This window comes from Mesobacillus jeotgali (genome assembly GCF_002874535.1).
GTDB lineage: Bacteria > Bacillota > Bacilli > Bacillales > Cytobacillaceae > Mesobacillus > Mesobacillus jeotgali.
In genome coordinates this window covers 3428871-3452798 of the sequence record NZ_CP025025.1, presented here as the reverse complement: position 1 = coordinate 3452798, position 23928 = coordinate 3428871, and the positions used below count along the sequence as shown (strand labels likewise).

Annotated in this window: 21 protein-coding genes and 1 other annotated feature; of the genes, 15 read left to right on the top strand and 6 right to left on the bottom strand. The window is 43.7% G+C overall.

What is annotated here, in order from left to right; genetic code table 11:
* Positions 1-27: 27 nt before the first annotated feature.
* The 3 genes from CD004_RS17475 (at position 28) to CD004_RS17465 (ending at position 3843) form a co-directional block, all read left to right on the top strand.
* Positions 28-1392: a sigma-54 interaction domain-containing protein gene (locus CD004_RS17475; RefSeq protein WP_102263928.1), complete on the top strand. Its 1365-nt coding sequence runs from the start codon at positions 28-30 to the stop codon at positions 1390-1392.
* Positions 1393-1732: 340 nt separating this feature from the next.
* The gene (locus CD004_RS17470) at positions 1733-3052 is read left to right on the top strand and encodes a GntP family permease (RefSeq protein WP_102263927.1); all 1320 of its coding nucleotides are present in this window, start codon (positions 1733-1735) and stop codon (positions 3050-3052) included.
* A gap of 14 nt (positions 3053-3066) precedes the next feature.
* The gene (locus CD004_RS17465) at positions 3067-3843 is read left to right on the top strand and encodes a 3-hydroxybutyrate dehydrogenase (protein WP_102263926.1); all 777 of its coding nucleotides are present in this window, start codon (positions 3067-3069) and stop codon (positions 3841-3843) included.
* 232 nt (positions 3844-4075) lie between these two features.
* On the opposite strand, the gene CD004_RS17460 is transcribed toward CD004_RS17465, so the two are convergent.
* Complete coding sequence (locus tag CD004_RS17460) at positions 4076-5044, bottom strand: nuclease-related domain-containing protein (RefSeq protein ID WP_158651584.1); 969 nt, start codon at positions 5042-5044, stop codon at positions 4076-4078.
* Positions 5045-5380: 336 nt separating this feature from the next.
* Positions 5381-5598, top strand: a binding site (T-box leader).
* Positions 5599-5680: 82 nt separating this feature from the next.
* On the opposite strand from CD004_RS17460, the gene leuS reads away from it, so the two are divergent.
* The 3 genes from leuS to CD004_RS17440 all read left to right on the top strand — a co-directional run bounded on the left by leuS (position 5681) and on the right by CD004_RS17440 (position 8828).
* Positions 5681-8095, top strand: coding sequence for a leucine--tRNA ligase (leuS, locus tag CD004_RS17450; protein WP_102263923.1), 2415 nt, complete (start codon positions 5681-5683; stop codon positions 8093-8095).
* Between the two features lie 178 nt (positions 8096-8273).
* Positions 8274-8585, top strand: coding sequence for a rhodanese-like domain-containing protein (locus CD004_RS17445; protein WP_102263922.1), 312 nt, complete (start codon positions 8274-8276; stop codon positions 8583-8585).
* A 57-nt stretch (positions 8586-8642) separates the two neighbouring features.
* Entirely contained in the window at positions 8643-8828 is a 186-nt protein-coding gene (locus CD004_RS17440) for a sporulation protein Cse60 (RefSeq protein ID WP_102263921.1), read from the top strand.
* Between the two features lie 159 nt (positions 8829-8987).
* Here CD004_RS17440 and CD004_RS17435 read toward each other — a convergent pair whose 3' ends face one another.
* Complete coding sequence (locus CD004_RS17435) at positions 8988-10256, bottom strand: BaiN/RdsA family NAD(P)/FAD-dependent oxidoreductase (RefSeq protein ID WP_102263920.1); 1269 nt, start codon at positions 10254-10256, stop codon at positions 8988-8990.
* A gap of 304 nt (positions 10257-10560) precedes the next feature.
* Here CD004_RS17435 and CD004_RS17430 point away from each other — a divergent pair, with 304 nt between their 5' ends.
* Positions 10561-12189 (top strand): putative polysaccharide biosynthesis protein, encoded by a 1629-nt coding sequence (locus CD004_RS17430; RefSeq protein ID WP_102263919.1) that lies wholly within the window; start codon positions 10561-10563, stop codon positions 12187-12189.
* 44 nt (positions 12190-12233) lie between these two features.
* On the opposite strand, the gene CD004_RS24200 is transcribed toward CD004_RS17430, so the two are convergent.
* Positions 12234-12500: a hypothetical protein gene (locus CD004_RS24200; protein ID WP_102263918.1), complete on the bottom strand. Its 267-nt coding sequence runs from the start codon at positions 12498-12500 to the stop codon at positions 12234-12236.
* A gap of 104 nt (positions 12501-12604) precedes the next feature.
* Here CD004_RS24200 and CD004_RS17420 point away from each other — a divergent pair, with 104 nt between their 5' ends.
* Entirely contained in the window at positions 12605-13321 is a 717-nt protein-coding gene (locus CD004_RS17420) for a pseudouridine synthase (RefSeq protein WP_102263917.1), read from the top strand.
* Between the two features lie 67 nt (positions 13322-13388).
* Here CD004_RS17420 and CD004_RS17415 read toward each other — a convergent pair whose 3' ends face one another.
* Entirely contained in the window at positions 13389-13568 is a 180-nt protein-coding gene (locus CD004_RS17415; RefSeq protein WP_102263916.1) for a hypothetical protein, read from the bottom strand.
* Between the two features lie 54 nt (positions 13569-13622).
* Positions 13623-13844 (bottom strand): DeoR family transcriptional regulator, encoded by a 222-nt coding sequence (locus CD004_RS17410; protein ID WP_023626930.1) that lies wholly within the window; start codon positions 13842-13844, stop codon positions 13623-13625.
* 498 nt (positions 13845-14342) lie between these two features.
* Here CD004_RS17410 and pepV point away from each other — a divergent pair, with 498 nt between their 5' ends.
* From pepV to speD, 3 genes are all read left to right on the top strand, one after another.
* Positions 14343-15758, top strand: a complete 1416-nt coding sequence (pepV, locus tag CD004_RS17405) for a dipeptidase PepV (RefSeq protein ID WP_102263915.1) — start codon at positions 14343-14345, stop codon at positions 15756-15758.
* Between the two features lie 36 nt (positions 15759-15794).
* Positions 15795-16649: a D-amino-acid transaminase gene (dat, locus tag CD004_RS17400; protein WP_102263914.1), complete on the top strand. Its 855-nt coding sequence runs from the start codon at positions 15795-15797 to the stop codon at positions 16647-16649.
* A gap of 201 nt (positions 16650-16850) precedes the next feature.
* The gene (gene speD / locus CD004_RS17395; RefSeq protein WP_102263913.1) at positions 16851-17699 is read left to right on the top strand and encodes an adenosylmethionine decarboxylase; all 849 of its coding nucleotides are present in this window, start codon (positions 16851-16853) and stop codon (positions 17697-17699) included.
* 227 nt (positions 17700-17926) lie between these two features.
* On the opposite strand, the gene cysK is transcribed toward speD, so the two are convergent.
* The gene (cysK, locus tag CD004_RS17390) at positions 17927-18862 is read right to left on the bottom strand and encodes a cysteine synthase A (RefSeq protein ID WP_102263912.1); all 936 of its coding nucleotides are present in this window, start codon (positions 18860-18862) and stop codon (positions 17927-17929) included.
* 221 nt (positions 18863-19083) lie between these two features.
* Between cysK and thpR the strand changes: the two genes are divergently transcribed.
* The 4 genes from thpR to pulA are packed head-to-tail and all read left to right on the top strand — an operon-like array spanning position 19084 to position 23800.
* On the top strand, positions 19084-19650 hold the full coding sequence (thpR, locus tag CD004_RS17385; RefSeq protein ID WP_158651583.1) for an RNA 2',3'-cyclic phosphodiesterase: 567 nt from the start codon (positions 19084-19086) through the stop codon (positions 19648-19650).
* Between the two features lie 36 nt (positions 19651-19686).
* Positions 19687-20643 carry a hypothetical protein gene (locus CD004_RS17380; RefSeq protein WP_102263910.1) on the top strand — a complete coding sequence of 319 codons (957 nt, stop codon included), beginning with the start codon at positions 19687-19689 and terminating at the stop codon, positions 20641-20643.
* 39 nt (positions 20644-20682) lie between these two features.
* Positions 20683-21663 carry a diacylglycerol/lipid kinase family protein gene (locus CD004_RS17375; RefSeq protein ID WP_102263909.1) on the top strand — a complete coding sequence of 327 codons (981 nt, stop codon included), beginning with the start codon at positions 20683-20685 and terminating at the stop codon, positions 21661-21663.
* Entirely contained in the window at positions 21650-23800 is a 2151-nt protein-coding gene (gene pulA / locus CD004_RS17370; RefSeq protein WP_102263908.1) for a type I pullulanase, read from the top strand. The genes CD004_RS17375 and pulA overlap by 14 nt, the downstream gene beginning before the upstream one ends.
* Positions 23801-23928 lie beyond the last annotated feature (128 nt).

Here is a 23928-nt window from a genome sequence, read left to right as displayed (position 1 = left end):
TCAAAAGAAAAAACCAGGTGACAAATTATGAATGCAAAGCTTTTACAGATCCCGGCAGATATTATTGAAACCATTGTCGAGAATGCCTTTGAATGGCTTGTTGTTGTTGATCGAGAAGGTAGAATCATCTATATCAATCATAATTATTGTGAATTCCTTGAGGTCAATCGTGAAGAGACGATTGGCAGGCATGTGACCGAAGTGATCGAGAATACCAGGATGCATATTGTGGCCCAGACTGGAAAAGAAGAACTGGCTGACTTGCAATTTATCAAGGGCAATTACATGATTGCAAATCGGGTGCCCATCATTAAAAATGGCGAGGTAATTGCCGCATTTGGGACTGTATTTTTCCGGGATACTCAGGAATGGATGAAAATGGACAGCCATGTTAAAAGCCTGCTGACCAGGATGCAGCCATACATTCAGAAAATTGATTCTGGCGTAAAATATACGCTTGATGACATCCTTGGTGAATCGCAGCAGATTATCAGTTTAAAAGAAAAAGTTAAAATGGTATCCAATAGCGATATTTCGATTCTGATTAGGGGTGAGAGTGGAACAGGGAAGGAATTGTTTGCCCACAGTATCCACCAGTTAAGCAGCAGGAGCCAGAAGCCGTTCATTAAGGTGAATTGCGGAGCAATACCTGAAAACCTGCTTGAATCCGAGTTATTTGGCTATGAGGAAGGAGCGTTTACAGGCGCGAAAAAAGGAGGGAAAAAGGGGAAATTTCAGCTGGCTAATGGCGGGACGCTCTTCCTGGATGAAATCGGGGATATGCCCCTAAGCATGCAGGTAAAACTTTTGCGTGCCTTGCAGGATGGGGAAATAGAACCAATTGGTTCAACAAAATCGATTTCGGTTGATGTCCGGATTATCGCCGCCACTAACAGACCGCTCGAGAACATGATTGAAGAGAAGCGATTTAGGGAGGATCTTTTTTACCGGATCAATGTCGTTCCTTTCAGCGTTCCCCCACTAAGGGAACGAGCAGAGGATTTAAAATTGCTGATTGCCCATTTTATCGACAAAGTCACGAATCGGTTAGGCAAGCGGATTGCAGGGATTGAAAGGAGTGTCATGGAAATATTGAAATCATATAGCTGGCCGGGTAATATTCGCGAATTGGAAAATGTCATCGAGGCTGCGGTCCATTTGACAAAAGGAGAACAGATTACACTGGATTCCCTGCCGGATTACCTGCAAACGCAGACAGCTATGTATCGATTCAATAACAAGAAGCTTAAGGATATTGTTGAAGAAACAGAAAAATGGGTACTGATGCAAAGTCTTGAAAGAAATAAAGATGACAAAGTTCTGGTGGGAAGGGAGCTGGGGGTCAGCAGGTCAACACTTTATGAAAAACTTAATAAACATGGTCTCTTATAGTCCGGAAATTCGGAATGCTGTCCGAGTTTTCGGACTTTCTTGTTTTCTAGCAAATTTAAACAAGTATTCACTGTATGAATAGTAATTAATCAACAGGAACAGGACAGGTTAAATCTATTAAGTGATGGTATTGAAGGGTTGATAGAGTCCGGAAATCCGGAAATAAATAACTGAAAATTATGAATAAACATTGTTTGTCATACTCCAAAAAGTTGGCACGATAGTTGCAATAAGATAATACAGCAATTTTATTCAATATTTTTGTAAGCGTTGTCATCTTATTAGACAAGGAGGGCAGTGTTCGTTTGTCTTTATTTTAAAAAAACAAGGGGGAAAAAGAATGCTGAGTATGTTTGGGTTGATTGGCGGTCTGGCCTTATTGATTTATTTAACCATGAGAGGCATGAATCTGCTTATTGTCGGGCCGATTTCTGCGTTGTTTGTTGCTGTGTTCAGTGGGATGCCACTGTTTCCACAGCTCGTTGAAGAAGGAGCTGCCAACTTTGTAGGCAATTATATGTCTGGTTTTTCTGGATTCGTTACTGCTTGGTACATGATGTTCCTTCTCGGAGCGATTTTTGGAAAGGTGATGGAGGATAGCGGCGCTGCTGACAGTGTGTCTGAATTCATCGTTGATAAGTTGGGGATGAAGTTTGCCGTGCTCGCGATTGTCGCTGCCTGTGCTGTACTGACTTATGGCGGTGTAAGCTTGTTTGTCGTAGCATTTTCGGTTTATCCAATGGCATTGAGCTTGTTCAGGCAGGCGAATTTGCCAAGGCGGTTTATTCCGGCTGCATTGGCTTTCGGCTCGGTTACCTTTACGATGACTTCTGCCGGTTCGCCGGAAATCCAGAACTGGATTCCCATTCAATTTCTGGATACATCGCCGGTTGCAGGCTGGGAGGTCAGTGCCATCGTTGCTGTGTTCATGATGATTTTTGGGTACTGGTGGCTGAAACGGATGATCACAAAAGCCGTTGCAAGAGGCGAGAAATTCGAAGCCAGGAAGAGCGATCCAATGATGGAAAAGCGAGACCTGCCTCATCCTCTTATGGGCCTGATTCCTTTGATCGTGGTATTGGTTATTTCATTCATTTTCCATGATTCATTAAAACAGTCAGCATTGATCATTGCTCTGCTTGGTGGAGTTGTATCTGCCTATCTATTAAACCGCAAGTATTTCAAAAATTTCTGGGAAGCCCTTTCTGAAGGAACGATGGGTGCGTTAATTGCGATTGGTAACACTGCTGCGGTCGTAGGATTCGGCGGTGTCGCAAAAGCAGTACCGGCTTTCCAGACTGCTGTTGATGCGATGACGAATATACCTGGAAGCCCGTTGATTGGTGCGGCGATTGCTGTCAGTGTCATTGCCGGCATGACTGGTTCGGCATCCGGGGGTCAGGCAATTGCGCTTCCATTGCTCGCTCCGCATTATATGGATATGGGCGTCAATCCGGAAGCGCTGCACAGGGTAGCGGCAATTTCCTCTGGTGCGCTTGATTCACTGCCGCATAATGGTTACGTAGTCACGACCGTACGGGCGATCTGTGGCGAGTCCCACCAGGATGCGTACAATCCAGTGGCTGCTGTGACTGTCATTGTTCCGTTAATTGGTGTGGCAATAGCGATTGTTCTATTCTCTCTAGGATTAGGAATTTAAGAAAGGAGATTCCCATGGTAAAAGAAAAAGTCGTGATGATTACCGGTGCCGCCCAGGGAATCGGGTATGAGATTGGCAAAAGTTTTGCTGAGAAGGGCGCGAAGGTATTTTTGACAGATTTACAGGAAGAAACTGTGGAAAAAGCCGCTGTCAGTATGCGTGAGCAAGGGTATGATGCCGCTGGTTTAAAATGTGATGTTACGAGCGAAAAAGACATTGAGCAGGCAGTTGCAAAATGCATTGAGCACTTTGGCCGTGTCGATGTTCTCATCAACAATGCGGGCCTGCAATATGTCTCCATGATCGAAGAATTCCCGACTGAAAAATTCGAACTGTTGATAAAAGTAATGCTCACAGCCCCATTTATAGCCTTGAAGCATGTGCTGCCAGTCATGAAAAAGCAGGGTTCTGGGCGGGTGATAAACATGGCGTCCATCAATGGGCTCGTTGGTTTTGCAGGTAAAGCAGCCTACAACAGTGCCAAGCATGGAGTAATTGGGCTGACAAAGGTTGCAGCGTTAGAAACTGCTGAGCAAGGCATTACAGTAAACGCAGTCTGCCCGGGGTATGTCGATACACCATTGGTGAGGAACCAGCTTTCCAGTCTTGCTGAGACAAGGAACGTGCCGCTTGAAAAAGTGCTCGAGGAAGTCATCTTTCCGCTTATTCCGCAAAAACGCCTGCTGGCAGTCGAGGAAATCGCAAGTTATGTGATGTTCCTCGCCAGTGATGCCGCCAAAGGAATCACAGGCCAGGCGGCAGTGATTGATGGGGGATATACAATACAATAAGTATCAAGCCGGTTTTCCCTTTTGGGAGGCCGGCTTTTTACTAGATAAGGCTCTATACAGGTCTGTGCACCTGACGGCAAGGTTCATGGGATGTGGGTTGAATTTTCCGACCTAGTATTGAGCCAAGTGATCGAGCATCCTCCCATCAAGTTCCTCAACGTACTTTGAACCATATTAACCATAAGTCGCAAAAAGAGTAATCTCATCTGTAGTGACTTCTCTATAAAACCAGTCAGTTGAAAAAATCTTCTGGCGGGGAATAGGTTCTGTTTTTGGTTTTACCTGTAAAAATAAGATTCATTGAATGGAGGATTCGAGTGATTGTATCTTCTGAATTTATGTGGAGGAATTCCCGCAGTTTTTTATTCGTTAGTGTTGGGCCATTCAAGAGAAAATAGTCTTTAACTGCTTGTATGTGTGCATCCTTAGATGTCTTCCCGCAATTTTCACAAAACCATGTTCCATGCATGCGTTCCATACTAAAAAGTCTGCAGTATGGGCACTGAACGCCCGTTATGATATCGCTGGGAATATCCATGGCCTTTGGATCAGGAACAAATGGTACATGTTGTTTGATCAGCAAACGAGTGACCTTTTTAATATCTTTTTTTGTGTAAACTTCTTTATTGAGTTGTGTTTTTAAAGTTGCAATTTTAAAAGGGATTCTCGCAGCACGGCAGGTTCTGTATGATACTACCTTATTATTAGTAGGGTTTTTGATTATCGTTTGGGGGTTGCTGATTGTTACAAAAGTCTCAAGGGGAGGCAAAGGGAGTTGATGTTTGATTAGCCATTTTTTGAGGTGAGCACTCTGGATTTCTGCTTGTAATATCGGATTATTATATCCTCTCTCTGTGCCATCATAGGTTTGGAGTAACTGGTCCAATTCATGATCGATTTCAATTGTACCGGCAAGGTTCTTTGATTCAATAATGACCATGAACCACTGACTGATAATCAGGGTATCGATTTGGAAATAACCATTTTTATGTGGAAGCCTGAGGTATTGGAATATCGTTAAGTCATCATCAGGAAACAGGGATAGAAAATAATCCACCTCTATTTCTCCCTTGTACCCTGCTTTTGAGCGGATTAGTTTGGAATGGAATTCAGATTTCCGAGGATGATGGTCAGGTAAACGGCGGGTAATTGCGTCAAAAATGAGGATTTCAATGGGGATTGTACGATATTTAGCTATCACTTGCATCACTCCATTTAAATTTGATACCAGTTACATTCGTTATCCATGTAAAAAATCCTTTATTGAACAGAAATTTATTTAATTCCGCGAAATACCATTCGAATCCCGCGAAATTGCGATATAATCCCGCGAAAGTACGGGGGGATTCCGCGAAAATCCACCTTAATTCCGCGAACTGGAAATTCACCGCGTTTTTTACAAATTTTGTGTCCAAATCTAGTGTCATAATCCCACACCAAACAAAAGATACAGACATAAACTACTCTCCATAATCATTTATTTCATCCCCGCTTGCATATGGGAGGGAATTTTATTACAATATCTCTATATTCATAATGAAAGACTTCGACAAGGAGTAGTAGTGGTGCAAAGCCTGATGTAGAGAGCTGGCGGTTGGTGCAAGCCAGACAGGACCATCATGAACTCGCCTTTGAGTCGCAGACGTGAACACAAGTAGCGTTTGCCGTTTTCCGCGTTAAGGATGAATGAAGCGAGTGTTACACACTAATTTGGGTGGTACCGCGGGAGATCATACATAACCTCTCGTCCCTTTTACAGGGGCGGGAGTTTTTTATTTTTCTGGAAAAAATACCATCCGCTAAAAATAAATCCAAACCAAATAGGAGGAGATTGACGATGAGTTTTAACCATCAGGAAATCGAGAAAAAATGGCAATCGCATTGGGAACAGAACAAAACGTTCAAGACGACCGAAGACAAAGGGAAAGAGAAGTTCTACGCGCTTGATATGTTCCCGTATCCATCTGGTGCCGGCCTGCACGTTGGCCACCCGGAAGGTTACACGGCGACTGATATCCTTTCACGCATGAAAAGGATGCAGGGCTTCAACGTCCTTCATCCAATGGGCTGGGATGCATTCGGCCTTCCGGCAGAGCAATACGCATTGGATACTGGAAATGACCCGGCAGAGTTCACGGAGCAGAACATCAACACGTTCCGCCGTCAGATCAAGGCATTAGGTTTTTCATATGACTGGGACCGCGAAGTCAACACGACTGACCCTGAATACTACAAGTGGACGCAATGGATTTTCCTTAAGCTATATGAAAAAGGACTTGCTTACATTGATGAAGTCGCGGTTAACTGGTGCCCGGCACTTGGAACCGTTTTAGCAAACGAAGAAGTAATCGACGGTAAAAGTGAGCGAGGAGGGCATCCGGTAGAACGTCGTCCGATGCGTCAGTGGATGCTTAAAATCACAGCTTATGCAGACCGCTTACTTGAGGATTTAGATTTACTTGATTGGCCGGAAAGCCTGAAGGATATGCAGCGCAACTGGATCGGCCGATCTGAAGGTGCTGAAATTACTTTCAACATAGACGGACACGAAGGAACGTTCACCGTTTTCACGACTCGTCCAGATACATTGTTCGGCGCAACGTACGCAGTACTAGCACCTGAGCATCAATTAGTTGATAAAATTACAACTACTGAACAAAAAGAGGCAATCGAGAAATACATTGATGAAATCAAGAGCAAGAGCGACCTTGAGCGTACAGATCTTGCTAAGGATAAAACTGGTGTCTTCACCGGTGCTTATGCGATCAACCCAGCGAACGGCGATAAAATGCCAATCTGGATCGCCGACTATGTTCTTGCTTCATACGGAACAGGAGCAATCATGGCGGTACCTGGCCATGACGAGCGCGACTACGAGTTCGCTAAAAAATTCGATCTGGAAATCAGAGAAGTCGTTGCAGGCGGAGATATCGAAAAAGAAGCTTACACTGGCGACGGCGAGCACATCAACTCTGAATTCCTTAACGGCATGGGCAAGGATGAGGCCATCAATAAGATGATTGCGTGGCTTGAGGAAAAAGGAATTGGTACGAAGAAGGTTACCTATCGTCTTCGTGACTGGTTGTTCAGCCGCCAGCGCTACTGGGGAGAGCCAATTCCAATCATCCATTGGGAAGATGGCACGATGTCCGCTGTACCTGAAGACCAGTTGCCTTTGGTTCTTCCTAAAACGAAGGATATCAAGCCTTCTGGCACAGGCGAGTCTCCACTTGCCAATATTGATGACTGGGTGAATGTCGTTGATCCTGAAACAGGCAAAAAGGGCCGCAGGGAAACAAACACAATGCCACAATGGGGTGGCAGCTGCTGGTACTATTTGCGCTATATCGATCCAAAGAACGACCAGGCACTTGCTGATGAGGAAAAATTAAAGCAGTGGCTTCCGGTTGATATTTATATCGGTGGAGCGGAACACGCAGTATTGCACTTGCTTTACGCTCGCTTCTGGCACAAGGTCCTTTACGATGTAGGGGTTGTCCACACGAAGGAGCCTTTCCAAAAGCTTTTCAACCAGGGGATGATCCTTGGTGAAAATAATGAAAAGATGAGCAAGTCAAAAGGAAATGTTGTCAACCCGGATGAAATCGTCGAAAGTCATGGTGCTGATACGCTTCGTCTTTATGAAATGTTCATGGGGCCGCTTGAAGCATCCATCGCATGGTCTACAAATGGTCTTGACGGATCACGACGCTTCCTTGACCGTATCTGGCGCCTGTTTGTCAATGAAAACGGCAGCTTGAGTGAGAAAATCAAGGATGTTGAAAACACGAACCTTGAGAAGGTCTACCACCAGACAGTTAAAAAGGTGACCGAAGATTACGAGGGGCTTCGTTTCAATACAGCTATCTCGCAAATGATGGTCTTCATCAATGAAGCTTATAAAGCCGAAGAGCTTCCAAAAGCATACGTTGAAGGCTTTGTAAAAATGCTGGCGCCGATTACGCCGCATATTGCAGAAGAGCTTTGGGCTAAGCTTGGCTACAGTGAGTCAATCACCTATGCAGCATGGCCAGCATATGATGAAGCCAAGCTAGTCGACGACGAAGTCGAAATCGTTGTCCAGGTAAACGGAAAAATCAAGGCTAAGATGATGGTACCGGCAGATGCGAACAGAGAGACTCTTGAGCAAATCGCAATGGGCGATGACGCCGTTAAAGAACAGATCGACGGTAAAACTGTCCGTAAAGTGATAGCGGTCCCTGGAAAACTCGTAAATATTGTAGCTAACTAATAACTTTCAGCAAAGGATCGCTATGGCGGTCCTTTGTTTTATAACGTAAAGAATACCCCATAAGGTTTATCCTTTGTATTATAAAAAGAGTTTTTATATAATAAATAGGGGAAAATACATTAAGGTATTGTATCCTTAAAATAGGATTAATTTTACTGAATATTGGAGGAAATGACTAATGAATAAAGTTGAAACAATCACACCTGAAGAACTTCAAAAGAAGCTGGAAGCTGGTGAAAAGCCAGAAATGGTTGACGTTCGTGAACATGACGAAGTTGAATCTGGAATGATTCCTGGAGCTAAGCACGTGCCAATGGGAGAAATTCCTGAAAGAATGAACGAATTCGACAAAGATAAAGAATACATCTTCATCTGCCGTTCAAGCGCGCGCAGCGGCAACGTTTGCCACTACATGAACGAGCAAGGCTTCAAAGTCCGCAACATGGTTGGCGGCATGATGAGCTGGGGCGGAGAAACAACGCGCCCGTAATTATAAAATTCTGAAAATATGGCTAGAATGGATGTAAAAAAGGAAGGATGACTTCCCTTGATCCAGGTCAGAGTATTTGATCATGAACATGAAAAAGATCTTGAACAGGAAATGAACCGATTTCTTGAAAAGCTCGATGAAAAAAAGCTTTTGGATATTAAATATAATGTCGCGGTCATTCCTGAAGAAATGGACGAAGAGCAGATATACTGTTTTTCAGCCATGGTTGTTTACAGAGCCTGAGTATTTACTCGGGCTCTGTTTTTCTATATAGAATGACGGACAGAAATCATCGTGAAATCAGAAAAAATGTCCGTCATCAAGACCATGACCGACAGAAATCAGGGAAAAACCAGAAAAAGTGTCCGTCACATGGTAGTGACAGACACTAAGTAAAGGAATCTATTTCTCTAGGGCAAACTCAGCTGCATTGCTTCCCGCAAGCCGTCCGGTTACCAGGGCTGAGGTGATGTTATATCCCCCGGTATATCCGTGGATATCCAGGATTTCACCGCAAAAGTAAAGTCCTTCTGCTTTCTTGGATGCCATTGTTTGCGGTTCGACTTCTTTGACTGATACGCCGCCTCCGGTTACAAATGCTTTATCAAGCGGAAGGGTACCGTTCACTTTGAACTCGAATTGCTTTGCTGATTTGGTGAAGCTTCTTATTTTCTCATGGCCTAGCTGTCCGCCCTGCATCGCTGGGTCAATTTCATTCAGCTCAAGCAGGAACAGTAAATACCGTTCAGGCAGAAGACCCTTCAATAAATTCTTCACTGCTTTTTTAGGCTCGGCTTTAATCAGTTTATTTATTTCCTGGAACAATTCTTCTTCTTTCATGTCAGGAAGGGCATCAAGGGACATGACGACCTCTTTCAGATTCCATTTTTGCATCGCTTTGACGACGAACTGGCTGCAGCGCAGGACAGCCGGGCCGCTGATACCAAAGTGTGTGAAGATCATATCCATTTTATGAGTGATCAGCGCTTTCCCTTTTGGATTCAGGACGCTGAGTGCTATTCCTCTTAATGAAAGTCCCTGCAGAACTTTTTCTTTTATAAAATGTTCAGAGGACGTCAATGGAACTTCAGTCGGGAACAGAGTTGTGATAGTATGCCCTGCTTTTTCAGCCCAGGCATAACCGTCGCCGGTGGAACCAGTATGAGGCACTGATTTCCCACCGACAGCAATGATGACACTGTCCGCATAAAACAATTCACCATTTTTCAATTCTACAGCTTGAGCCTTGCCATCTTTGTAGTGGACATCGGCAACAGGGGTGTTCGTCTTGATTTTCACTTTCAAATCCTTAAGCTTTGATAAAAGGGCATCAACAACGGACTGAGCTTTGTCCGTGACTGGGAACATCCGGCCATGATCTTCCTCTTTTAGCTGTATTCCAAGCCCTTCGAAAAATGAAATGATATCTTCATTGCTAAAAATCGACAGTGCGCTGTATAAGAACCGTCCATTTCCGGGTATATGTTTAATGATTTCATCCACTGGAAGGCGATTCGTCACATTACAACGGCCGCCGCCGGAGATTGCCAGCTTTCGGCCTAGCTTGTCTCCTTTATCGATCAGCAGCACCTTTGCGCCCTGCTCTCCAGCAGCAATTGCCGCCATCAAGCCGGACGGACCGCCGCCAAGGACGATTACATCGTATTTCATTGCTTCACCAACTTTTCGTTTCACTTTTTAGATGCAATAAGCACTTCTATTATTATAATCCATCTCTTCATTAAAAACATTGCCTTGAATGATGTTCTTCAAACGGGAGTTAATGAATTACAGCCCGGAAAACTGGCAGTCAGGCTGGAGAAAGAGTAAACTAGGGGATGCAGGAAATTTATACATCCTAGGATGCAGGAAATATCTGCATCCATTGATAAATATCATAGTGTCTGGTTTTGTTTATGGTAAAATACAAGTTTGTAATCTGTTTTTATTTTATAGATTGAAAAGTAGGGATCTTATGTCATCAAAGCTTTTAAGAGGGACGTTCATATTGACGCTTGGCACGATTTTATCTAAGGTGCTTGGGCTGTTTTATGTTATTCCCTTTTTTGCGATAGTTGGAGAGTATGGGACAGCTTTATACTCCTTCTCTTACATTCCATATACAATTTTCATTAGTATTGCTACAGCTGGCGTACCGCTTGCTGTTTCTAAATTCATAGCGAAATACAATGCTCTTGAAGAATATGCGGTCGGAAGGAAGTTGTTTAAATCTGGTGTGGCAGTTATGCTTGCGACCGGAATTGTATCTTTCTTGATTATGTATATTACTGCTCCCGGGCTAGCAGAGCTCGTCATGGATACAAGTAATGACGAGAATGTGAAAATAACAGCTGCAGATGTGACCACGGTTATACGTGCAGTCAGCTTTGCCTTGATTGTTGTTCCGTTCATGAGCTTGATTCGCGGTTTCTTCCAGGGACATCAATCAATGGGGCCATCAGCAGTATCCCAGGTTGTCGAGCAGATCGTCAGGATCGTTTTTGTTTTGGCCGGCGCCTTTGTTGTCCTGAATGTACTTGAAGGAGACATGGTTACAGCTGTTAGTGTTGCCACATTCGCTGCCTTCATAGGTGCGCTCGGAAGTCTTGGTATTCTTGGCTGGTACTGGATGAAAAGGAAACCGCATTTAGATAAACTGCTTGAAAATGACAAGAAGACGATGGATATTTCCTTAAAGGATATTTACAAGGAAATCTTGCTGTATGCTGCACCTTTCGTTTTTGTCGGTATTGCCAACCCTCTGTTCCAGTTTATTGATATGATGACCTTCAACAGAGCTATGATGTCAGTTGGTTTCAGCCAAAATGAGGCGAGCTCTGCATTTTCAGTCTTGAACTTCCAATCGCATAAGCTTGTCATCATTCCGGTTTCTCTGGCTACGGCATTTTCATTAACACTGGTGCCAAGCATCACAAAGGCATTTACAGAAAACGACCGCAAGGGTATGAGACGGCAGCTTGACCAGACATTCCAGGTGTTGTTGTACCTGACAGTACCAGCGGCCATGGGGATAGCGATACTTGCTGAACCAATGTATACCGTTTTCTATGCACATAATGACCTGGGCACGGATGTACTGACTACTTACGCACCGGTAGCCATCCTATTCGCACTATTCTCGGTTACAGCTGCCATCCTGCAGGGGATTAACGAGCAGCGTTTTACGATTTTGAGTTTGCTGACGGGATTATTGGTGAAGCTAACATTTAACATCCCTTTGATTAAGATTTTTGAAACACAAGGGGCTGTAATGTCTACAGCTTTAGGCTATATGGCTGCAATTATTATCAATTTATTTGTGATTAAAAAATTCGCCAAATACCCAATGGGCTTTGTGACGAGAAGAATTTTCCTGATTTTGATTTTCTCCGGGTTAATGGCAGGCGTAACGATGGCATTTTATGAAGTGCTTGTCGAATTCCTGTCACCGGCTGCGAAGTTCCAGTCGATTGTCATAATAGGAATTTCTGCCCTGGTAGGCGCTGCGGTGTACTTTTACCTGGGACTCCGGACAAAGCTGGTGGACAGGCTGTTCGGGGACCGTGTGACCAAGATAAAGCGTAAATTGAGGCTGCCCGTATAATAAGAAAATGGCCTTCTGCTATGAAGGCCATTTTTACTAGAATTCTAATAGTAAAACTGCTGGTCGTTATCACGGATATTCAAACGGCGCTCAATCCTGTCGACCCTGCGGTCCAGGCGATCGATTTGATTGTTCAATCTTTGAACTTGCCGCTCAAGGCGATCGAGTCTCTGGTCGAATTGGCCGCCGCCGGGATATCCGCCGCCAGGGAATCCTCCACCGGGGTATCCTCCACCGGGGAATCCGCCGCCTCCGCCTGGCAGACCGGGAATCGGGATGTACAAGCCTTGTCCTTGCTGTCGATGGTTCATTCAGGTCATCTCCTCATAATCTGATGTAAAGTATGATATTAGTCTATGTAAGGCGGGAAGAAATGGAATGGGCATCTGCCCATATGAATAAAAGGAGGTACACAATGAGAATCGATAAAGTGCTTTCCAACCTTGGATATGGAAGCAGGAAAGACGTGAAGAAACTTTTAAAAGATGGTTCTGTAAAAGTTAATAATGAAATTGTCAAGGATGCAAAGCACCATGTGGATCCCGAAAATGATTCAATTACTTTAAATGGTGAAGAAATACATTATAGAGAATTCATTTATTTGATGATGAACAAGCCGCCTGGTGTCATATCAGCGACGGAGGACAACCGTGATGAAACGGTAATTGACCTGCTTGAGATCGAAGACCAGGTATTTGAGCCATTCCCGGTAGGCAGGCTTGATAAGGATACGGAGGGCCTGCTGCTGATCACTAATGATGGCCAGCTTTCCCACAAACTATTATCGCCAAAAAAACATGTGCCAAAAACGTATTTCGCGGTTATTGAGGGAGAAGTGACCGAAAAGGATATCGAAGCATTCAAAAAAGGCGTCACCCTCGATGATGGTTATGAAACAAAGCCTGGGGAACTCTTTATTTTAAAATCGGGTTTGACGTCTGATATAGAACTGACGATCACAGAAGGGAAATTCCATCAGGTGAAGCGGATGTTTGAGGCAGTCGGAAAAAGGGTCATTTACCTGAAGCGATTGTCGATGGGACCGCTGAAGCTAGATGAAACGCTGGAGCTCGGGGAATACCGTGAGCTGTCCGACGAAGAAGTGGAAATGCTGCAAACCTATGAAATATAAAAAAATCGCCAAATTGCTTTGGCGATTTTTTGTTTAACGAATTATCAACTACGAGAAGTGTCCAGCTTCAGCGCCTAGCCCCTCGAGTCGCTTGTCTAGTGTCGCCTCCTAGAAACTCGGAAACTTCGACTCCGCCGGCAGAAGCAAAAAGCGCTTCTTTGTCGGAGTCTCCAGTTTCTGAGTTTCTCGACAGTCGGCTATACATTTCTATTTCGGTCCTGCCAATGAAGTCAAAAAACGACTTCAATGTCATGCCCTCCAGCGCTTGTCGGGGCTGACCAAGGCGCTTGCGCTTTTCGAATTATGACGACATCTTTACCTTTTTCTGGGTCGTTGTCCATTTACCTCGGCTCGGACTTTTCACTAAGTCGTTATAAGCCAGGACATTCAAATCCCTCTGGATGGTTCGAGGAGTAATTCCGAATTCCTCTACAAGATCTTGAGTTGTGACAGTACCATTCTGACATATATACATGTAGATGGATTTGATGCGGTTTATCATCCGGTTAGTCGAAGGTTTCAAACAACCACTCCCTATCCTTTTTTAAACCCCTTTGTCATTTTCCTGCAACCGACTTTTGAGTTGAAGACGAATCCCCAAGTATGTAGTTTTCTTCTTTCCAGACAGCTCCTTTTGCGTCCATTTTAAAAGGCAGTCCTAAGATGTCTTACCTTTTGGACTATTTTACACTTTAATAAAATATAATTCCAGATTATTTACTGTTTTTTATGAAAAATTAATAATTTACTCAGAACGTACCCCCTTCATAATGGTTTATATACTTAACAATATGGTGTTAAACAGGTTAAATATGACAGTTATTAGAAAATTACAAAAATACAACGAATTTTAATTTAACTTTTACCCAGAGTTTACGAAAAGAGGTTATAAGGAGTAAAATAATATTCAAGTTTTCAAGTGGGGATTTAGAGTACAATAAAAACATCTTCGCGCTTAAGTGTTCCTGTAAAGGGAATACCACCTTTATACATATAAAAGTAAATTGGGAGGTTTGAATGGATGACTTCAATCAATTGGACACAGGAAGTAGAAAAAAGACAGAGTGATTTAATCAAAGACGCTCAGGAACTCCTGAGGATCAAAAGTGTACTTGACGAAGAAAATACGTCTCCGGAGGCACCGCTTGGTGAAGGGGTAAAGGAAGCATTGGACTTTATGCTTCGGTTAGGTGAAAAGGATGGCTTCACTCCAAAGAATGTTGGCAATCTTGCCGGCCATCTGGAGTTCGGGCAAGGAGACGAAATTGTTGGTGTCCTTTGTCATGTCGATGTTGTACCTGAAGGGGACGGTTGGTCAAGTGACCCATACGGTGCGGAAATTCGTGATGGCAAAATCTACGCCCGTGGCGCGATTGATGACAAAGGGCCAACTATGGCAGCATATTATGCAATGAAAATAGTTAAAGAATTAGGATTGCCTCTGAACAAGCGGGTCAGGATGATCATAGGTACGGATGAGGAAAGCGACTGGCGCTGTGTTGACCATTATTTTGACCATGAAGAAATGCCAGCGATGGGCTTTGCACCAGATGCTGACTTCCCGATCATCTACGCTGAAAAAGGAATCGCAGATTATGATTTGGTATCTAAAGCTGCCGGTATCGAAAAAGAAGACTTCGATGCCGAAGTAATCGAATTTTCATCGGGCCGCCGCTATAATATGGTACCCGATTTTGCAAAGGTTGTCCTGGTTGTACAGCAAGGACAAACGGATGTTGTTCAACGCTTTGATGAATTCAAAAAGAACAATGAATTGGATGGCAAGGCAATCGTTGAAAGCGGCAAACTGATCCTTGAGCTCGAAGGTGTTTCAGCTCACGGCATGGAGCCGGACAATGGGAAAAATGCAGGTCTATATATGGCAGGCTTCCTGTCTGAATTGAACCTTGATGGAAACAGTGAAAAGTTCTTTCAGTTTGTCGCCAAGTACCTGGGTAGAGACTCGCGCGGCAGGGAACTGGGCGTCGCCTATACAGATGACATCACCGGAGATTTGACGATCAATGTTGGTAAGCTATCTTACACACGGGAAAACGGTGGCCGCGCAGGCTTGAATATGCGCTACCCGGTGACAACCAACCTTGAAAAGACAAAGGGAATTCTAAATCAGGTGTTAGAAGCTGAGGGATTTTCCATCGAGAATTTCTCAAACTCTAATCCGCATCATGTGGATGAAAATGACTTCCTCGTCCAGACGTTGAAAAAAGTGTATGAAGAACAAGTCGGGGAAAAAGCAGAACTTATTTCAATTGGCGGCGGAACATATGCAAGGTCATTGAAGTCAGGTGTGGCATTTGGTCCACTTTTCCCAGGAAGACCTGATATCGCCCATCAGAAGGATGAATATATGATTATTGAGGACCTATTCAGAGCCACTGCGATCTACGCGCAGGCGATTTATGAATTGGCAAAATAAAAAAGACATTTGAGGAAATCAAGGAGGGGGAAGAGCATGGAATATGTAATTGTGGATGGCGAGGTTCTTGACCGGACGGTCGCCAGGGTAGACATTGAGGACAGAGGCTATCAATTTGGCGATGGTGTATATGAAGTCATCCGGGTATATAACGGTAAGATGTTCACTGGAAAAGAGCATTTGAACAGACTTGTAGAAAGTGCAGAAAAAATCAGGATGAAGTTGCCTTTCAGTCCTGAGGAGCTTGAGTCCAAAATGGAAGACCTGATTTCGAAAAACGAGTTGGACACTGGTATTGTTTATATGCAATTTACAAGAGGAACTTCGCCTCGTAATCATGTTTTCCCTGCTGGTGATGTGGCGCCAACCTTTGTCGCGTATACCCGCAAGGTAGCACGCCCAGTAGATTCTATGGAAAAGGGAGTCAGGACGATCCTTGATGAAGACATTCGCTGGCTTCGCTGTGACATTAAAAGCTTGAATTTGCTTGGTAATTTGTTATCGAAGCAAAAGGCAGCAGAGGCAGGTTGTTTTGAAGCAATCCTTCATCGTGGAGAAACTGTAACTGAAGGAAGCCATTCCAACATCTCGATTGTAAAAGACGGTGTGATCATCACACACCAGGCCGACAATTTCATCCTCAATGGAATCACCAGACAAAAGGTGCTGGAGATTTGCAGCAATGAGAGTATTTCTTTTAAGGAAAGAGCATTCACCCTTGACGAATTGTCTTCGGCAGATGAAGTGTTTTCATCTGGAACAACAGTCGAAGTCATGCCGATTGTTGAAGTGGATGGGAAGCCTGTAGGAAATGGGGAGCCAGGTCCTGTCACCAGGAACCTGCAAAACCTTTTTAAAGCAGAAATTGAACGCCAGTGCGGCAATTTATAAATTTTAACCTGCGGCTATAAAGCTGCGGGTTATTTTTTTGAAATAAGTGACACTGCTGTTAATTCCACCTGAAGGATTTAACGCTTGCTTTGTTTTTTCTTGGCAGGAATGGGTATCATAAAAATATTTAAATCATCAGGATACCTGCTTTTGTTCATACTCAGACAAACTACAGCAGAATACCGAACAGGGGGAACAGAAATGAAAATTACTTCCGAACAGCATATTGAGTTGCATGGATTCAATAATCTGACGAAATCATTAAGTTTTAATATGTATGACATCTGTTATACAAAGACAAAAGAAGAGCGTGAAGCTTATCTTGATTATATTGATGAACAGTATAACGCTGACCGGCTGACTAAGATCCTCACTCACGTTTCAGATATTATTGGTGCCCATGTCCTGAATGTGGCCAAGCAGGACTATGTACCGCAGGGTGCAAGTGTGACAATTCTTGTTTCTGAAGGACCCGTTGTCGAGGTGCCTGATGAAGCGTATGACGAGTCGCCGGGCCCGCTGCCTGACAATGTTGTCTTACAGCTTGATAAAAGCCATATCACGGTCCATACGTACCCGGAGTTCCACCCTGACGAAGGAATCAGTACGTTCAGGGCTGATATCGATGTATCGACATGCGGGGAAATCTCGCCGCTGAAGGCGTTGAATTACCTGATCCATTCCTTCGAAACCGATGTTATGACAATCGACTATAAGGTAAGAGGCTTTACTCGTGATAAAGATGGCAATAAACTGTTCATCGACCACGATATCAGCTCGATTCAAAACTATATCCCTGAGAATGTAAAAGATCAATTCGATATGGTCGATATCAATGTGTACCAGGAAAACATCTTCCATACAAAGTGCAAGCTAAGAGAATTTGATTTGGATAATTACCTTTTCGGCTATACAAAAGAAGAATTATCTCCTGAAGAACGAGAAGAAATCACCGAAAGGATCCAGGATGAAATGGAAGAAATCGTGTCTGGAGTAACACTCCATTCGGGGACGATTTTTGAGGATGAGGAAGAAGAATTAGAAAAATAAAACAATAAAGACATAAGATTGGACTGTAGACGAACCACGTAAAAATACGTTTGTCTGCAGTTTTTTGTATTCAAAGACGTAAGGGGAAGTTCAGTTCAAGAAAGATACCCTTATAGAAGCTAAACCCGTTGCATAAGGATACGACCTGCACATTTTACTCCTTGCTAAAAGGGATTTTCATTTTAAATAGTAAAAAACTCACCATCACATGGCGAGTCTCTTTAAGTTTAGTCTTCAAATTTGAACAAATCACTGGATAGATATCTTTCTCCTGTGTCACAGGCAATGCAGATGACGACTTCGTCGGGCTTTAGCTGTTTTGCGACATTGATGGCGGCGAAGCAAGCGGCTCCGGATGATGGTCCGACTAGGATGCCTTCTTCTTTTGCCAGTCTTCGTGCCGTTTCATAAGCATCATCATCCTCGATTTTATGGATTTTTTCATATACATCCTGATTGAGAATTTTAGGGATGAACCCTGGACTTGTTCCGACGAGTTTATGCTTACCGGGCTTGCCGCCGGAGAGCACTGGCGACCCGGCAGGCTCAACAACGTGTACTGCAAGGTCAGGGTACTCTTCTTTTAGAGCTTCGCCTGTACCGGTGATGGTCCCGCCAGTCCCTGCTGTAGCTACGAACGCACTGAGCGGCTTTTTCAGTTCTTCCATCGCCTCGATGATTTCTCTTGCTGTTGTTTGCCTGTGGGCGTCTGGATTCGCTCCATTTTCAAACTGCATCGGCATAAAGCTGTTGGGAATCTCCTTTACCAACTCTTCCGCCTTTTTGATCGCACCAGGCATTTTTTCGTCGCCAGGAGTCAGCACGACTTCTGCACCATATGCTTTTAACAGATTGATTCTCTCTTCCGTCATCGTGTCTGGCATGACAAGAATCGCTTTATAGCCTCTTGCAGCAGCGTTCATAGCCAGGCCGATGCCAGTGTTGCCGCTTGTTGGCTCGATGATTGTAGAGCCAGGTTTCAGCTTTCCTTCATTTTCAGCAGAAACAATCATATTGAATGCAGCCCTGTCTTTTACGCTTTTGCTAGGGTTGAAGTATTCAAGCTTAAGGTATACTGATGCTCCGCCTTCTGGCGCAAGCCGGTTCAATTTTACGAGCGGTGTTTCTCCAATTAATGAAGCGATATTATTAACGACTTTCATGTGATAGCCTCCCTTGTTCGATATCGACTGCTTTAGTATTTCCATTTACGGGAATAATTGATGATAATCAACTGAAAAATAATGTCAGCTTCTTTTTATCATATAAAAAAAGACTATTCCTATCAACTTGTGTGGATTATAAATGTTCATAAGGAAATTCTGCCAATGTTCCTTACCATTTGCTACAATAAATTCAAGTGGACAAGAAAGGGTGTATTTGTTTGCATACGCATTATTTCTATGCGCTCGAACTTCCTGGGGAGATAAAAGAAATACTGAAGGGCATAATCCACAGCTTGCAAGAAGAAATGCCTTTTAAAACCTGGGTTCATCCACAGGATTTACATATTACTCTAGCATTCCTCGGAAATGCTCCTGAAGCGAAAATAGAAGCTGCCAATCATCGGATTGAAGCAGCACTAAATAAATCAACAACATTTAAATTGCAAATCAATCAATTAGGCATCTTCGGCCGAAAGGACTCTCCAAGGATTTTTTGGGCTGGGCTTGAAGAATCCACAGAATTGAATGAAGTAAGAAATGATGTATTTTCTGCAAGTGTGGAATCTGGTTTTGCACTTGAAACACGCCCGTTCAGCCCTCATATAACCATCGCCAGAAAATGGATCGGGGAGGAAGCTTTCAAAGCTGATCTGATGGAGGAAGTGAACCCATTTAAAAAAGTATTAACTTTTCATGCCGAGAGGGTCGTTTTGTACAAGACTCATTTGGGGAAAAGTCCAAAATATGAACCAATTACACTATTCTCGCTTGCTTCCCGGTCTTAATGTAAATTGGAAGCAGGAATAAAGGCAGGTCAATCTATGGCACAATTAATCAAGCTTCAAGACTATGTATCACGCTATGCACAGGACATTTACCTTTACCCATCAAGATATGTCCGACTGAAGAAAAAGCAATGGGAGGGCATTAAGAATAAATGGGAAAACGGCCCTGAACAAAATATTGAAAACTTCATTGATCCACAGCAGGAAGAGCAGCCCAATAATATCCTTCATAAGTTCAGAAGCATTGTGCGCCAACCAGACCCTGTGAATGAAAAGAATGCTCATGAGAACCCGGAAGACCAGGAGAATTTAATGGACACTGGTTCTTTGGATTCAATCTCTAACATAAAAACGATTGATGAACTAAAACAATATTTCCTCGACGGATTGCTGCCATTCCAAATGAAATGGGCGAGTTCGACTTTAACGGAAAGATCCTTTATCGCAAAAGAATTCAACACCGATTCGACATTAAAATTTTTGCTGCAGCGATTTCCTGATACATTCCTCATTTTATATAAGCCTATATTTTTATTAAAAAAAGCGCCTGTCGAGTTGGAGCTAATTATCATTACTCCTGCTGCAGCCATGTGCATTTCGTTCATTGAAGCGGAAGAGAATGCTGCTTATGTCGGTTCAAAGGACCGTTTCTGGATCAAGAAAACGAGAAATAGGGAAAACAAAATCCTGAATCCGCTGATCGCGCTCAATCGGACAGAGAAAATAGTCAGGACTATCTTTGATATGTACGGTGTCGATCTTCCGGTGCAAAAGCTGCTGATCAGCAGGAATGGATTCTTTGACTATCCACTCCAGCCATATGGCGTGCAATTCATTGAAAAACGCAATTTTGAGGAATGGTTCATGTCCCTGAGAGGCATGAAATCTCCATTGAAGCATATGCAATTAAAAGCAGCACAGGTTCTCCTGCAATATTGCCAGACAACATCCGTAAGAAGGCTTGAGTGGGAAAACAGTCCAAAGAGCGAATAATAAATTTTAAAACCTAATAAATAGATAAAGGTTGATCATATGGAGAAGATCTATTTTATCGTCAATCCCAACGCGAAAAATGGGAGCTGCCGGGAGATTTGGAGAAACATAGAAATAGAGTTGGAGAAACTGGGCATAGCGTATATTGCTTTTTTTACGGAGTACCCTGGGCATGCGCAGGAGCTGGCAGAGTCTTTAGCCCGCAAAGCTGATGGCAAACCGGCAGTGATTGCGGCAGTCGGAGGGGACGGTACACTGCATGAAGTGGTTAACGGCACGGTATCCTATTCGAACATTACTGTAGGATTCATTCCCGGCGGGTCAGGGAACGATTTTTCAAGAGGCTTTGAAATACCGAAAAAGGCAGTACATGCTTTGCGATTGATTGTTGATACAAGTAACGGCTGCACCTCGGAAATTGATATCGGAAAAATTCAGCACAATGAATTACAGGAAAGCTATTTCATGAATAATATGGGAGTAGGCTTTGATGCTGCAGTGGCGAAGGATTCAAACGAGTCCAGGATGAAAAAGCTCCTGAACCGTTTTTCACTGGGCAGGCTGGTCTATGTATATATCCTTGTCAAAAAACTTCTCACCTTCAGGACGATACCAATTGAGGTGACGGTTGATGGCAAAGTGTACAAATTCAGCAACGCCTGGTTTGTGACCGTTTCGAACCAGCCATACTACGGAGGGGGCATGAAGATTGCCCCTGCTGCTCTCCCGGATGACGGAATTCTTGACATCACTGTCGTGCACCGGATTTCAAGATTGAAGTTGCTATTGGTTTTCGTCAGCGTCTTCTGGGGAAAGCATACAATGTTCCGGGAAGTTGAGCAGTTTACCGGCAAATCGATCACCATTGAATCAACTGCTGAAGTTTTAGCTCATGCAGATGGCGAAGCGATCGGACATACACCGCTGAAAATCCAGGCATGTCCAAAAGCCTTGAAAATTCGATCTGGTAAAAACAATCCGGGGCATACCGAGGAGTTGAAAATACATGATTTCCATTGAAAGGGAATTTAACGCCTATCTTGATCAAGTGGATGTTATTACTGTATTGCTTCCTTATTCATATTTTGAAGGAACCTCCAATGAGTTCCGGATAAAAGGAGAAGGCGTTGATTTGCCATTGGCAATCCAAGAGAAGATATTGCTGGGGGATACAGTAAAATACATTTGCTTATCAAGTATCAGGCCTGAGATCGGCAAAACATACGTAATTTTGGATGAGCATGGCGGTCAAACGGATTTGCAAATCGGAGCAGTCATCCGAACAGAGGAATTTGATTCATTATTTTTTTACGGCGGCAATGATCTTGGTGTCAGCTACACACCTGATAAAGCTCTTTTCAAGTTATGGGCTCCTACCGCTACAAAAATAAAGCTAAGGCTTTTCAAGGAAGATGACCAAAACCCCGAGCTTATCGATATGACTAGGATTGATAAGGGCGTATGGAGCATAGAGTTAGCACGGAATCTGGAGCTTTATCGCTATTCGTTCCTGGTATGTATCAATCTTGAGTGGAGAGAAGCTGTTGATCCCTATGCAACTGCTTTAACTGTCAATGGTGAATATGGCGTCGTGATAGATCCGTCAAAAGCAAAGGCACCCAACATTGAGGCCCCGAAATTAAAACAGCCGGTTGATGCTATCATTTATGAGGCTCATATCAGGGACCTGACGATGCACCCCAACAGTGGAGCTGACAGGAAGGGAACATACCTTGGTGCAGCGGAAACCGGAACAAAAAGCGCAAACGGAATGGAGACCGGACTTTCGTATATTAAAAATCTCGGTGTTACGCATATAGAACTCCTGCCGGTTCATGATTTCGAGGGAGTAGATGAACTGGAGCCGGACAGGGACTATAACTGGGGGTATAATCCGGTTCACTATAATGTCCCCGATGGGAGCTATGCATCTCGTCCCAGGTATCCTTATAATCGGATCAAGGAACTTAAACAGCTGATTTCTGCCATCCATAGCCAGGGAATGGGTGTCATTATGGATGTGGTCTATAATCACGTCTACATCCGTGAGGACTCTCCTTTTGAAAAAATTGTTCCAGGTTACTTTTTTCGTCACGATGCACATGGCCTTCCCTCAAATGGAACCGGAGTGGGGAATGATATTGCTTCCGAAAGGCTGATGGCGAGAAAATACATCGTTGACTCTGTCATGTATTGGCTGAATGAATATCATGTTGATGGCTTCCGCTTTGATTTGATGGGCATTTTGGATATAGAGACAATGACTGCTGTCAGGAAGGCAGTAAATAGCGTAAGTCCCGACATTTTAATCATAGGGGAAGGCTGGGACCTGAATACCCCGCTCCCGCCTGATCGCAAAGCAAACATTTCAAACCAGGCAAAGCTGCCAGGAATAGGCCAGTTTAATGATTGGTTCCGCGATTCCATTAAAGGCAGTACTTTTAACATCTATGATAAAGGCTACGTATTAGGGAATGATCGTTACCTGGAAGCGGCAAAACAGGTGATGGCGGGCAGCATAGGAATCGGTAAGCGGAAACATGGCCTCTTTTTGCAGCCAGGGCAATCCGTGAATTATATTGAATCGCATGATAACCATACATTGTGGGATAAGCTGAAAATAAGTAATCCTGAGCAGGATGAAGCTATTTTTAAAAAGCAGCACAGGCTTGCAACATCAATGGTATTGCTGGCCCAGGGAATTCCATTTTTGCACAGCGGCCAGGAATTTTTCAGGTCGAAAAAAGGAATTGGTAACAGCTACCGTTCTCCCGACGAAATAAACTGGCTGGATTGGGACCTTCGTGATGCGAACATGGATAATGTACAATACATCAAAGGAATCATCGATATTCGCAAATCAAACGAAGCTTTCCGGCTTCCTGACAGTGAACAAATCCGCAGGCAAATGGATTTTTTCTCATTATCAGCACCGTTGATCGGCTTTTCGCTGAAAGAAATAAAAGAAAATGGACATTGGGAAAAAATTCTCGTGTTCATAAACCCATCAATGGATCAGCAGCTTGTGGAACTAACAGAAGATGCGAGATGGAGTGTCCTTGCTGACCATGAAAACGCTTCAGCACAGCCATTTCGCCATATAGAAGGAGATAAGGTGTTGCTGGAGGCATGCTCGCTGTTTGTACTGGCAAAATAGGGAGAGTCTCTAATAGTCAGTTGTTGAGGGCTTACCGATACTATAAATTCATGTATTACTCTTAATCCAGCTCCAGCGCCAAGCCCCTCGAGACGCTTCGGTACGCCCAATGAAGTCAAAGAACGACT